The sequence below is a fragment of the Streptomyces viridosporus genome (assembly GCF_002078235.1).
Taxonomy (GTDB): Bacteria; Actinomycetota; Actinomycetes; order Streptomycetales; family Streptomycetaceae; genus Streptomyces; species Streptomyces viridosporus.
In genome coordinates, this window is sequence record NZ_MSGP01000106.1 from 1 (window position 1) to 11,617 (window position 11,617).

Genomic DNA, 11,617 nt, shown 5'->3' on the forward strand with positions numbered 1-11,617 from the left:
GCCACGCAGGTGGCGGTGCTCTCCCTGGGGGCGATCGTGACGGCGGAGCGCGTCCCCGTCGGCGGCGAGGCCGTGGACCACGCGATCGTGCAGCATCTGCGCCACCGGCACGAGCTGGTGCTGCCGAGCCAGTCCGTCCGGCCGCTGCAGCTCGCGCTGTCCGGCACCGGGCTCACGTCCGAGGGGCCGACGTCGACGGAGATCCACGGGCGGGACGTCGCCACCGGCCTGGCCCGTTCCGTGAGGGTCGACACGGCCGCCATCCGGGAGGCCATCCAGACACCGCTCACCGCCGTCCTCGACGGCATCGGCAAGGTGCTGCGGGAGTGCCCGCCCGATCTGGTCGCCGACCTCGCCGACCGCGGGATCGTGATGGTCGGCGGGAGCGCCCTGCTGCCGGGCCTGGACCAGATGCTGCGTCAGGCGACGGGCATGCCCGTGCACATCGCCGAGCGGCCGGACGTGTGCGCCGTGGAGGGGCTGGGCGCCATGCTGGAGGGCAGGATCGCACCGATGGTGCTGGATCCGCTGAGGGCCTGAGTCCGGCCGGACCCCGCCGGCCGCGAAGCGGTCACCGGGCGAACCAGCACCGCACCGTCGTGCCCTCGTCGCCGGTGTGCATCCGCACCAGGTCGGCGATCAGGTTGACCAGCAGCAGCCCGCGCCCGCCGCTCCGGCCGCGGACCGGGGGCCGGCGTCCGGCGAGCGGGTCGGTGAGCCGTCCCCGGTCGCGCACCTCGCACAGCACGTGGCCGCCCTCGCCCCAGATCCGCAGCACTCCCGAACCGCCGCCGTGCACCACACTGTTCGTGGTCAGCTCGGCCGCGGCGAGGGCCAGGTCCTCCAGGGTGACGCCGGTGAGGCCGAGCCGCCGCCCCTCGTCGGTGGTGAGGTGCCGGACCCGGGTCAGCGACTCGGCGGCGAAGGGGAGGGTCAGCGCGTCCGGCACGAGCGGCAGCGGCTCGTTGTAGCGGGCGACGACGGCGTCGGGGGCGTAGGCGGCGCTGTCCTGCGCCGGGCCGGAGCCGGCCGGGAGGACGACGGGGTGGGTCGCACGGGCGTCGGCGAGGACCGGTCCGGGCAGGCTCCCGGCGTCGTAGGGGCACAGGATGGTCACCGCGCGGCCCCGGAAGGCGGCGTTGATCAGCGCCTCGTGCTGGGCGCAGGCGGGGTACTCGGCCGCGGAGCGGCCGGCCCAGATCGGCTCGCCGATGATCCGCACCCGGCGCCCGTCCGGCTGGGCGTCGGCGAAGGAGCGCAGCACGCCGGGGATGATGCGGCCGGGGTTGCGTCCGGCCTCCCGCATGTCCAGCAGCCGGACGGCCCGCGCGTCGTCGCCGAGCGCGTCCCGGATCAGCCGCAGCCGGTCACCGGGCACGGCGACCGCCACGGGGTCACCGGCCGCCAGTGCCTCGCGCACGAACGGGACGGTGCCGTCCAGGTACTCCCGCTCGTCCCGGTAGAAGAGGGCGGGGTGGACGAAGGGTTCGGGGGTGGTCCCCGCCTGTTCGGCCGCGGCTCTCATGACATCGACACCTCGATCGTCGGAAGGTCGGGCCAGAACATCTCCAGCACCCGTCGCAGGGCCGGCGGCGGACGGCGCACCACGAACCGCCGGCCGTCCCCGAGCCGCTCGGCGGCGGCCACGAGGGCATCGGCGCCCGCGACGTCGACGAACGTCACCTCGGACAGCTCCAGGTGGTACACGTCCTCGCCCTCGCGCACCGCCCGTTCCAGTGCGTGTTCCCAGACCGTGTGCGTGGCCAGGCCGACCTCTCCGGCCGCACGGACACCACGGCACCCGTCCAGTGGGCGCACCGTCAGGAACGGCACCGGGGTCCCGGGTCCGTGCGGCGCCTGACGCCCAGTGCCCAACACCGTCTCCCCATGTTCAGGACCAGCAGGTACCCCGGCGATTCCGGGTCATTCCTCGGCCCGGCGTGTAGGGAGGCACAGGTGGGGCAGGCGCACCCGCAGTACGGCCGGGACCGTGCGCAGCCTACCGCCCCGGTTCCGGCGGTGGCCGAACTCACCCGGACGTCCGACGACCACCCACGAGGACCGACAAGGCGGTGACATGACCTCCTCGGCACCCCTCCCCCTCCCGGGCAGGACGAACACCTTGGTCATCGGCGGGCGCATGGAGACGGACCGGGCACTGCTCGTCCCGCGTGGCGAACTCGTCCGCGGGTGCGCGCACGCCCTGACCGAGAAGCTGGCCCGGCTGCCCGCCGACACGGCGCGGGTGGACCTGGACATGAGCGGCGTGTACTTCATGGACACCGCCGGACTGGAGTTCCTCGACGTCCTGCGCGACCACGGCCGTCGGCGGTCGGTGCCGGTCACGGCCACCCGCTGGAACGGCCAGCCGCGCCGCATCCTGGAGCTCGCCGGCCTCGACACCACGGACCCGCTGCGCTCCCCGGCCCCGGAAGGCGCGTCGACTCGGGCCGCCTCGGCGGTGTCCCTGGAACGGGCGGAACGGCTGCACACGCTCCAGGCCGAGGTCGAGCAGCTCCGGCAGGCGATCGCCTCCCGCCCGATCATCGACCAGGCCCGCGGCGTCCTGATGGCCACGTACGGCTGCACCTCGGACGAGGCCTGGCACATCCTCCGGGAGGCCTCCCAGCTGTCCAACACCAAGCTCCGCACGGTCGCCGCGGCCCTGACGGCCTGCGCGGCGGCGGAGGGCACTCCCCTGCCGCCGGAGGTCCGCACGGCCCTGACCAGGGCCCTCGCACGCCGTCGGTCCTGAGGAACGGTCCAAGGCCCGCGGGCCTTCCGCGAGCTGATGCGCCGTCATCGCCGCCACCGCCGCGATTTCCGTGCTTTTCGCGCCATCTGCGCTTATCGTACTTTTCGCGCTTCCCGTACGTTCCACGCCCGTCGCGCCTGCCGTGCCCGTCGTACCTGCCGTGCCCGCCCTGTGTACAGCGGTGCCGCTGGTGACGACGGTCCTGCGGGGGTACTCGGTTCGCGCGCCACCGGAGCGCCCCTCCCGGCCGCCCGGCGGCGGACGGCCACCTGTTCCACGACGCGGAGGCACCCACGATGACCGAGCACCACACCCCGTCCCAGGCCGAGGGCGACCGCGACGACGAGGAGCCCACCGCGAGCTCCGAGCCGCGCCCCACTCCCTCCCAGGCGGAGGGCGATCGCGACGACCGCGACGACCGCAATGACACGAAGGAGTCCACCGGGACCGACAGCGACACCGGCCCGCACGGAGCCGGAACCTGAGGAGCCGGGTCCGCGCACGCACGGCGCCCGTTTCCGCGCGTGCGGCGAGTGGTGGGGCGGGTGGGACTCGAACCCACGGCCGACGGATTATGAGTCCGCTGCTCTAACCGGCTGAGCTACCGCCCCATGGCGGCGTGTCGCGTACATGTGTGCGCGCCGTCTGCCGCAGCATAGCCGCTCATACGATCTCCTGCCTCGGCTGGGCGGCTGCGCACGGCCTTCGTGACCATGGAGACCGCACCCGGCCCCGTGCGGTTCCGGCGAACATGAAAAAGGACCCCCAAGGGGGTCCTCGTTCATCATGCTCCCCCGACTGGACTCGAACCAGTAACCTGCCGGTTAACAGCCGGCTGCTCTGCCAATTGAGCTACGGAGGACCGAGCTCCCCCGACTGGACTCGAACCAGTAACCTGCCGGTTAACAGCCGGCTGCTCTGCCAATTGAGCTACGGAGGAATGCCTCGTTGCATCGAACGTACCTCCCTGGGTATCCGCCAGGGGGCGCGCGCTCGCTGCGACACATACATTAGCGCAAGCAGGGGGGTGCTCCGCCAATCGGTACTCCCTGCGCGAGCCGCGCCGGAGACCTACGCAGACTTGAGCAGAGGGAAGGGTGTGCCGCCATGCGTTACCGGCTCACGTTCGTCACCGGAGTCGTCCTGGGTTACGTGCTGGGCACGAGGGCCGGACGCGAACGCTACGAGCAGTTGAAGAAGTCCGCGCAGCAGTTCACGCAGAACCCCGCCGTGCGCAACACCGCGGAGACCGCGGCGCAGCAGGGCCGTGAGTTCGCGGGCAAGGCCTACCACGCGGTGAGCGACAAGGTCGGGGACCGCATGCCCGACTCGGTGGCCCACCGGGTGCGCACCCTGCGCGAACGCACCGCGCAGGGGGCCGGCGAGGACGACTGGGGCACGAGCAACACCTAGGGCCCGACGGCCCTGCGCGGCGAGGTTCCGGGGTGCGGCAGAATTTCGGTCATGGGGATAGTTGCCGGGTTGGACAGTGCGCCCGATTTCACTCGTATCGTCGTCTGTGACACGGACACCGGGGCCGTGATCAGGCAGGGATATGCGCCACACCCGGTGGAGAGCCCCGTGGGCGGAGGCCGTCCCTCCGACGTCGATCCGCAGGCCTGGCTGCTGTCGCTGGGCGAGGCCGCGGGCGGCGGGCTGCTGGAGGGGGTGCAGGCCATCGGGGTCTCCGCGCAGCAGAACGCGCTGGTCCCGCTGGACGCGCAGGGCAACACGGTGCGGCCCGCCCTGGTCGGCGGCGACAAGCGGGCACAGGTCGCGGCGGCCGATCTGATCGAGGCGCTCGGCGGGCGCGAGGCGTGGGCGCAGGCGGTGGGAAGTGTGCCGCAGGCCGCGCAGCCGGTGACCAAGCTGCGCTGGATGGCCCGCAGCGAGCCCGAGAACGCCGCGCGCACGGCGATGCTGCTGCAGGCGCACGACTGGCTGGTGTGGCAGTTGCTGGGCCGGCCGGTGCGCCGGACCACCGACCGAGGCGGCGCCTCCGGCACCGGCTACTGGGCGGCGGCCACCGGTGGCTACCGTCCCGACCTGATCGAGCTGGCGCTCGGGCACCAGGCCATGGTGCCCGAGGTGATCGGCCCGGCGGAGGCGGCCGGGACGACGCCGGAGGGGCTGCTGATCTCCGCCGGGACCGGCGAGACGATGGCGGCGGCCTTCGGGCTGGGGATCGGGCTGGGCGACGCGGTGGTGTCGCTGGGGGCGTCCGGGTCGGTGATGGCCGTGCACCCCGAGGCGCTGTACGACCCGAGCGGGACGATCACCTCCCTCGCCGACGCGACCGGTATGCACCTGCCCGTCGTCACCACGCTGAACGCCGTGCGGACCCTGCGCGGCACGGCGGAGCTGCTCGGGGTGCCCGATCTGGAGAGCCTGTCCGACCTGGCGATGAAGTCGACGCCGGGGGCGCACGGGCTGGTGCTGCTGCCGTACCTGGAGGGCGAGCGGACACCGAACCTGCCGCACACCGCCGGGACCCTGGCGGGGCTGCGGCGCGAGTCGATGAAGCCGGAGCACCTGGCGCGGGCCGCGTTCGAGGGGATGCTGTGCGGGCTGGCGGACGCGCTGGACGTGCTGCGCGGCCGGGGCGTGGAGGTGCGGCGGGTCTTCCTGCTGGGGTCGGTCGCGGAGCTGCCCGCCGTGCAGGCGGCGGCGCCGCCGCTGTTCGGGGTGCAGGTGATGGTGCCGCAGCCCGCGGACTACGCCGCGGTCGGCGCGGCCCGGCAGGCGGCCTGGGCGCTCGGCGTCTCCCAGGGCGCCCTGGACCCGCGCACCCCGCCGGTCTGGCAGGGCGCGGCGGCGCAGGTGCTGGACCCGGGCGAGGAGCTGGCGGTGGGCCAGGCGGTGCGCCAGCAGTTCGTGTCGGTGCGCGAGCAGACCCACCCGGGGGCGTTCCGGCTGTGACGCCGCGGCGCGGTCCGGCGCGTTAAATCGGTTGAGGTAACGCGGGTGGAGTGTTCGACGATGGGGGCCACGGGCAACCAACGCCCCCGTCGACCACTCCGAGAGAAGCAGCGTGCTCATCAGACTTCTGCGTGCCCATCTCAGGCCCTACAAGAGACCCATCGCCCTCCTGGTGCTGCTGCAGTTCCTGCAGACCTGCGCCTCGCTCTACCTGCCCACCTTGAACGCGGACATCATCGACGACGGTGTCGTCCAGGGGGACAGCGGCTACATCCTGACCCACGGCGCCCTGATGATCGGCGTCTCGCTGGTGCAGGTCGTGTGCAACGTGGGTGCCGTGTACTACGGCGCCCGGACCGCGGCGGCGCTGGGGCGGGACGTGCGCGCCGCCGTGTTCGACCGGGTGCAGTCGTTCTCCGCGCGTGAGGTCGGTCACTTCGGCGCGCCCTCGCTGATCACCCGGACGACGAACGACGTCCAGCAGGTGCAGATGCTGGTCCTGATGACGTTCACCCTGATGGTGTCGGCGCCGATCATGTGTGTGGGCGGCATCGTGATGGCGCTCGGGCTGGACGTCCCGCTGTCCGGGGTGCTGGTCGCGGTGGTGCCGGTGCTGGGGATCTGCGTGACGCTGATCGTGCGGCGGCTGCGGCCGCTGTTCCGGACCATGCAGGAGCGGCTGGACACGGTGAACCGGGTGCTGCGCGAGCAGATCACCGGCAACCGGGTGATCCGGGCGTTCGTGCGGGACGCGTACGAGCAGCGGCGGTTCCGGGAGGCCAACACCGAGCTGACCGAGGTGTCGCTGGGCACCGGCAACCTGCTCGCGCTGATGTTCCCGGTGGTCATGACGGTGGTGAACCTGTCGTCGATCGCGGTGGTGTGGTTCGGCGCGCACCGCATCGACAGCGGCGGGATGCAGATCGGCGACCTGACCGCGTTCCTCGCCTATCTGATGCAGATCGTCATGTCCGTGATGATGGCCACCTTCATGTTCATGATGGTGCCGCGCGCCGAGGTGTGCGCCGAGCGCATCCACGAGGTGCTGGACACCTCCTCGAGCGTCGTGCCGCCCGTCGCGCCCGTCACCGAGCTGCGCCGCCACGGCCACCTGGAACTGAGGGGCGCCGGCTTCGGCTATCCGGGCGCCGAGGAGCCGGTGCTGAAGGCCGTCGACCTGGTGGCGCGGCCGGGTGAGGTCACCGCCGTGATCGGCTCCACCGGCAGCGGCAAGTCCACGCTGCTCGGGCTGGTCCCCCGGCTGTTCGACGCGACCGACGGCGAGGTGCTGGTGGACGGCGTGCCCGTGGCGGACATCGATCCGGCGCTGCTGGCGCGGACGGTCTCCCTGGTGCCGCAGAAGCCGTACCTGTTCGCGGGGACGGTGGCGACCAACCTGCGGTACGGCAATCCGGACGCCACCGACGAGGAGCTGTGGCACGCGCTGGAGGTGGCGCAGGCCGAGGAGTTCGTGCGGCGGCTGGAGGGCGGGCTCGACGCGCCGATCGCCCAGGGCGGGACCAATGTCTCCGGCGGTCAGCGCCAACGGCTCGCGATCGCGCGGACGCTGGTGCAGCGCCCGGAGATCTACCTCTTCGACGACTCCTTCTCCGCGCTCGACTACGCCACCGACGCGGCCCTGCGCGCGGCGCTGGCCGAGGAGACCGCCGAGGCGACCGTGGTGATCGTCGCCCAGCGGGTGGCGACCATCCGGGACGCCGACCGGATCGTGGTGCTGGACGAGGGCCGGGTGGTCGGCACCGGCCGGCACCACGAGCTGATGGCGGACAACGAGACCTACCGGGAGATCGTGCTCTCCCAGCTGACGGAAGCGGAGGCTGCCTGATGGCGGGGCCTGCGGCGCGGATGATGGCCGGGGGCGGCCCCGACCAGCGCACGATGGACTTCAAGGGATCGGGCAAACGGCTGATCGCCCGGTTCGGACCGGAACGGCTGACGATCTACGGGCTGCTGGCCTGTGTGGTGCTGAGCGTGGGGCTCAGCGTGATCGGGCCGAAGATCCTCGGCCGGGCGACCGACCTGGTCTTCGCGGGCATCGTGGGGCGCGACATGCCCGCGGGCGCCTCCAAGGAGCAGGTGCTGGACTCGATGCGCGAGCGCGGCGACGGCGACGTCGCCGACATGCTCCGCAGCACCGACTTCACCCCCGGCGAGGGCATCGACTTCACGGCCGTGGGACACGTCCTGCTGCTCGCGCTGGCGGTGTTCGGGGCCGCCGGTCTGCTGATGGCGGTGGCGACGCGCCTGGTGAACCGGGCCGTGAACCGCACCATGTACCGGATGCGCGAGGACGTGCAGACGAAGCTGTCGCGGCTGCCGCTGTCGTACTTCGACCGGCGGCAGCGCGGGGAGGTGCTCAGCCGGGCCACCAACGACATCGACAACATCGGGCAGACGCTGCAGCAGTCGATGGGCCAGCTGATCAACTCGCTGCTCACCGTCATCGGCGTGCTGGCGATGATGTTCTACGTCTCCTGGATCCTCGCGCTGGTCGCGCTGGTGACCGTGCCGCTGTCGTTCGTGGTCGCCACGCGCGTGGGCAAGCGGTCGCAGCCGCACTTCGTGCAGCAGTGGCGCACGACCGGCACGCTCAACGCGCACATCGAGGAGATGTACACCGGGCACGCCCTGGTGAAGGTGTTCGGGCGGCAGGAGGAGTCGGCGAAGCGGTTCGCCGAGGAGAACGAGGCGCTGTACGAGGCCGGGTTCCGGGCGCAGTTCAACAGCGGAGTCATGCAGCCGCTGATGTTCTTCGTGTCGAACATCAACTACGTGCTGGTGGCGGTGGTCGGCGGTCTGCGGGTCGCGTCGGGCGCGCTGTCCATCGGTGACGTCCAGGCCTTCATCCAGTACTCGCGGCAGTTCTCGATGCCGCTGACGCAGCTCGCCTCGATGGCGAACCTGGTGCAGTCGGGCGTCGCGTCGGCCGAGCGGGTCTTCGAACTGCTGGACGCCGACGAGCAGCGGGCCGACCCCGAGCCGGCCGAGAAGCCGGCCGCGCTGCGCGGGCGGGTGGCGCTGGAGCAGGTGTCGTTCCGCTACGACCCCGACAAGCCACTGATCGAGAACCTGACGCTGAAGGTCGAGCCGGGACACACGGTGGCCGTCGTCGGCCCGACCGGCGCCGGCAAGACGACGCTGGTGAACCTGCTGATGCGGTTCTACGAGGTCTCCGGCGGGCGCATCACCCTCGACGGCGTGGACATCGCGCGGATGTCCCGGGACGAACTGCGGGCCGGCATCGGCATGGTGCTCCAGGACACCTGGCTGTTCGGCGGCACCATCGCGGAGAACATCGCCTACGGCGCCGCCCGCGAGGTCACCCGGGCGGAGATCGAGGAGGCGGCCCGGGCGGCCCACGCCGACCGGTTCATCCGCACCCTGCCCGACGGCTACGACACGGTGATCGACGACGAGGGCAGCGGGGTCAGCGCCGGCGAGAAGCAGCTCATCACCATCGCGCGGGCGTTCCTGTCCGACCCGGTGATCCTGGTGCTGGACGAGGCGACGAGCTCCGTGGACACCCGCACCGAGGTGCTGATCCAGAAGGCGATGGCCGAACTGGCGCACGGACGCACCTCGTTCGTCATCGCGCACCGGCTCTCCACGATCCGGGACGCGGACACGATCCTCGTCATGGAGAACGGCTCGATCGTCGAACAGGGCTCGCACGAGAAGCTGCTGGCGGCCGGCGGGGCGTACGCGCGGCTGTACCGGGCGCAGTTCGCGCAGGCGGTGGCGGAGGTGGACTGAGCGGACGCGGCGGGCCGCCCCGGTCGGGGCGGCCCGTCCTCGCGTCAGTCCAGGTAGCCGCGCAGCTGGTCGGCGAAGGCGTGGTCGCGGAGCTTGTTGAGGGTCTTGGACTCGATCTGCCGGATCCGCTCGCGGGTCACGCCGAAGATGCGGCCTATCTCCTCCAGGGTGCGGGGGCGGCCGTCGACGAGTCCGTAGCGGAGCTGGACGACCTTGCGCTCCCGCTCCCCCAGCGTCGACAGCACCGCCTCCAGGTGCTCCTTCAGCAGCAGGAACGCGGCCGACTCGACCGGGCTCGCGGCGTCACCGTCCTCGATGAGGTCGCCGAGGGCCACGTCGTCCTCCTCGCCCACCGGGGCGTGCAGGGAGACCGGTTCCTGGGCGAGCCGCAGGACCTCGCCGACCCGCTCGGGGGGCAGGTCGAGGTGGGCGGCGACCTCGTCCGGGGTCGGCTCGTGGCCGCGCTCCTGGAGCATGCGGCGCTGGACGCGGACGACGCGGTTGATGAGTTCGACGACGTGGACGGGGACGCGGATGGTGCGGGCCTGGTCGGCCAGCGCGCGGGACATGGCCTGGCGGATCCACCAGGTGGCGTAGGTGGAGAACTTGTAGCCGCGGGCGTAGTCGAACTTCTCCACCGCCCGGATCAGACCGAGGTTGCCCTCCTGGACCAGGTCGAGCATGGTCAGCCCGCGGCCCACGTACCGCTTGGCGACGGACACCACGAGCCGCAGGTTCGCCTCGATGAGGCGGCGCTTGGCCATCCGCCCCATGACGACGAGCCGGTCCAGGTCGTGGGCGAGCCGGCTGTCCAGGTCGGGCGTGAGCCGCAGCTTCTCCTCGGCGAACAGCCCGGCCTCGACGCGGCGGGCGAGTTCGACCTCCTCGGCCGCGGTGAGCAGGGGGATGCGGCCGATCTCCCGCAGGTACTGGCGGAACAGGTCCGATGAGGGGCCGCCGGTCTCGGGGCGCGGGGGCGGGGTCCCGGCGGGCTCGGCCGGCTCCCTCGCGTCCGCAGGCGGTTCGGCCGGCTCGGGCGGGATCCCGGGGTCCGTCCCGGCCTCGGAGTGGTGCACGACACGGCTCTGCGCGGGCACCGCCACCAGGACGTCCGTGGCCGGCGGCGCGCCGGCCGTGCTCGTGTCGGTCTGGGCGAGGGTCTGGGTCTGCACGGGGGCGACCTCCAGGATGATCGCCGTCGCCGGGAGGGGCGGCAGCGGTACTTCGGGAGCGGAGTCGGCGGCCTCGCCGCTGTCCGTCCCGTACGCGATGGGCGGAACCGCGGGTGTCCGGGACCCGTCGTTGACGGATCGGCCGCGCTCCGAGGACTCAGGCACCGCACCCCAGTGTGGGGTACGACACATCGTCCCCACGAGGGGCGTGCGATGACTTTTTGCGTCCGGTCCGTGACCGGGCGGTTACACCGCACGGAAACCCGGATGCCGGGCGCGGCCCCGGTCCGGGACGGCCCCCGGGTGTCCGATCCCCTTTACGAAACCCATGTGACGGTCCGCTGCCGCGGCCCCGAGGAGCCGAGCGGTCGCGCCGGTGGGCCGCGGAGCACCCGCGGTCCGAGGACGCCGAGCGGGAGTTCGTCGACCGGCTGGTGCGGGCGGTGACGCCCGCGTCCACCCGGGCCTGACCCCGTCTCCTACAGCGCCGCCGCGCCGTGTTCCCGCAGTGCCTGGTCGTACTGCTGCAGGACCCACAGCTCGTTCTGCACGGAGGCCAGTTCGGCCGGGTCGCCGTGGGTGGCGAGGCGGGTGAGGCGGCTGGTGACGTCGCGGATGCGGCGTTCGACGGCGCGGCGGCGGACGGTGACGAGCTGGGCGCCCGCGTAGGTCTCGTCGACCTCCTTGACGCCCCGGTGCAGCATGATCGCCTCCACGGCGAGTTCGGTGACCATGGCGCGGACGGTGTCGTCGGGAGCGGCGTCGCGGACCCGGATCAGGTACTCCTGCGGGTTCTGCACGCCGTACTCCGCGCCGCCCGCGTCCAGGACGGCCTGGCGCACGGCCGCGTAGGGCGGGGCGGTGAACTCGTCGACGCCGTACGCGTCGAAGGCCGGGGAGACCAGTTCCGGGCGCTGGAGGGCGAGCTTGAGCAGTTCGCGTTCGGTGGCGAAGACCGGGTTGCGCAGGGTGAGGGCGGGACCGCGCGGGGCGGCCG

11 protein-coding genes and 3 tRNA genes are annotated in these 11,617 nt (G+C 72.5%); 7 read left to right on the forward strand and 7 right to left on the reverse strand.

Features of this window, described 5'->3' with window-relative positions; genetic code table 11:
* Positions 1-540: rod shape-determining protein (locus B7L92_RS07580; RefSeq protein WP_081236686.1), on the forward strand; the 540-nt coding region annotated here is incomplete at its 5' end.
* A gap of 31 nt (positions 541-571) precedes the next feature.
* On the opposite strand, the gene B7L92_RS07585 is transcribed toward B7L92_RS07580, so the two are convergent.
* Together B7L92_RS07585 and B7L92_RS07590 are read right to left on the reverse strand one after the other, a co-directional pair.
* Complete coding sequence (locus B7L92_RS07585; RefSeq protein WP_081236687.1) at positions 572-1,525, reverse strand: anti-sigma factor RsbA family regulatory protein; 954 nt, start codon at positions 1,523-1,525, stop codon at positions 572-574.
* The gene (locus tag B7L92_RS07590; protein ID WP_170102183.1) at positions 1,522-1,833 is read right to left on the reverse strand and encodes an STAS domain-containing protein; all 312 of its coding nucleotides are present in this window, start codon (positions 1,831-1,833) and stop codon (positions 1,522-1,524) included. Before B7L92_RS07590 ends, B7L92_RS07585 begins: the two co-directional genes overlap by 4 nt.
* A 244-nt stretch (positions 1,834-2,077) precedes the next feature.
* Here B7L92_RS07590 and B7L92_RS07595 point away from each other — a divergent pair, with 244 nt between their 5' ends.
* Together B7L92_RS07595 and B7L92_RS07600 are read left to right on the forward strand one after the other, a co-directional pair.
* On the forward strand, positions 2,078-2,755 hold the full coding sequence (locus B7L92_RS07595) for an ANTAR domain-containing response regulator (protein WP_081236689.1): 678 nt from the start codon (positions 2,078-2,080) through the stop codon (positions 2,753-2,755).
* A gap of 296 nt (positions 2,756-3,051) precedes the next feature.
* Positions 3,052-3,240, forward strand: a complete 189-nt coding sequence (locus tag B7L92_RS07600; RefSeq protein WP_081236690.1) for a hypothetical protein — start codon at positions 3,052-3,054, stop codon at positions 3,238-3,240.
* 49 nt (positions 3,241-3,289) lie between these two features.
* Here B7L92_RS07600 and B7L92_RS07605 read toward each other — a convergent pair.
* The 3 genes from B7L92_RS07605 to B7L92_RS07615 form a co-directional block, all read right to left on the reverse strand.
* Positions 3,290-3,366, reverse strand: a tRNA-Ile gene (locus tag B7L92_RS07605).
* Positions 3,367-3,544: 178 nt separating this feature from the next.
* Positions 3,545-3,617, reverse strand: a tRNA-Asn gene (locus B7L92_RS07610).
* A gap of 5 nt (positions 3,618-3,622) precedes the next feature.
* A tRNA-Asn gene (locus B7L92_RS07615) sits at positions 3,623-3,695 on the reverse strand.
* A gap of 167 nt (positions 3,696-3,862) precedes the next feature.
* Here B7L92_RS07615 and B7L92_RS07620 point away from each other — a divergent pair.
* The 4 genes from B7L92_RS07620 (at position 3,863) to B7L92_RS07635 (ending at position 9,448) form a co-directional block, all read left to right on the forward strand.
* On the forward strand, positions 3,863-4,168 hold the full coding sequence (locus B7L92_RS07620; protein WP_081236691.1) for a hypothetical protein: 306 nt from the start codon (positions 3,863-3,865) through the stop codon (positions 4,166-4,168).
* A 51-nt stretch (positions 4,169-4,219) separates the two neighbouring features.
* Positions 4,220-5,674: an FGGY family carbohydrate kinase gene (locus B7L92_RS07625; protein WP_081236692.1), complete on the forward strand. Its 1,455-nt coding sequence runs from the start codon at positions 4,220-4,222 to the stop codon at positions 5,672-5,674.
* A 112-nt stretch (positions 5,675-5,786) separates the two neighbouring features.
* Positions 5,787-7,520, forward strand: a complete 1,734-nt coding sequence (locus tag B7L92_RS07630) for an ABC transporter ATP-binding protein (protein WP_081236693.1) — start codon at positions 5,787-5,789, stop codon at positions 7,518-7,520.
* Positions 7,520-9,448: an ABC transporter ATP-binding protein gene (locus tag B7L92_RS07635; RefSeq protein WP_081236694.1), complete on the forward strand. Its 1,929-nt coding sequence runs from the start codon at positions 7,520-7,522 to the stop codon at positions 9,446-9,448. The genes B7L92_RS07630 and B7L92_RS07635 overlap by 1 nt, the downstream gene beginning before the upstream one ends.
* A gap of 44 nt (positions 9,449-9,492) precedes the next feature.
* On the opposite strand, the gene B7L92_RS07640 is transcribed toward B7L92_RS07635, so the two are convergent.
* The gene (locus B7L92_RS07640) at positions 9,493-10,785 is read right to left on the reverse strand and encodes an RNA polymerase sigma factor (RefSeq protein WP_081236695.1); all 1,293 of its coding nucleotides are present in this window, start codon (positions 10,783-10,785) and stop codon (positions 9,493-9,495) included.
* Between the two features lie 314 nt (positions 10,786-11,099).
* On the reverse strand, positions 11,100-11,617 hold a 518-nt coding region (gene dnaG / locus B7L92_RS07650), incomplete at its 5' end, for a DNA primase (protein WP_497590776.1).

What these genes read in the sequence shown, in the direction of transcription:
- B7L92_RS07620 (WP_081236691.1), top strand. Translation starts at nt 3,863, where the DNA reads ATGCGTTACCGGCTCACGTTCGTCACCGGAGTCGTCCTGGGTTACGTG.
- B7L92_RS07625 (WP_081236692.1), top strand. Translation starts at nt 4,220, where the DNA reads ATGGGGATAGTTGCCGGGTTGGACAGTGCGCCCGATTTCACTCGTATC.
- B7L92_RS07600 (WP_081236690.1), top strand. Translation starts at nt 3,052, where the DNA reads ATGACCGAGCACCACACCCCGTCCCAGGCCGAGGGCGACCGCGACGAC.
- B7L92_RS07635 (WP_081236694.1), top strand. Translation starts at nt 7,520, where the DNA reads ATGGCGGGGCCTGCGGCGCGGATGATGGCCGGGGGCGGCCCCGACCAG.
- B7L92_RS07585 (WP_081236687.1), bottom strand. Translation starts at nt 1,525, where the DNA reads ATGAGAGCCGCGGCCGAACAGGCGGGGACCACCCCCGAACCCTTCGTC.
- B7L92_RS07595 (WP_081236689.1), top strand. Translation starts at nt 2,078, where the DNA reads ATGACCTCCTCGGCACCCCTCCCCCTCCCGGGCAGGACGAACACCTTG.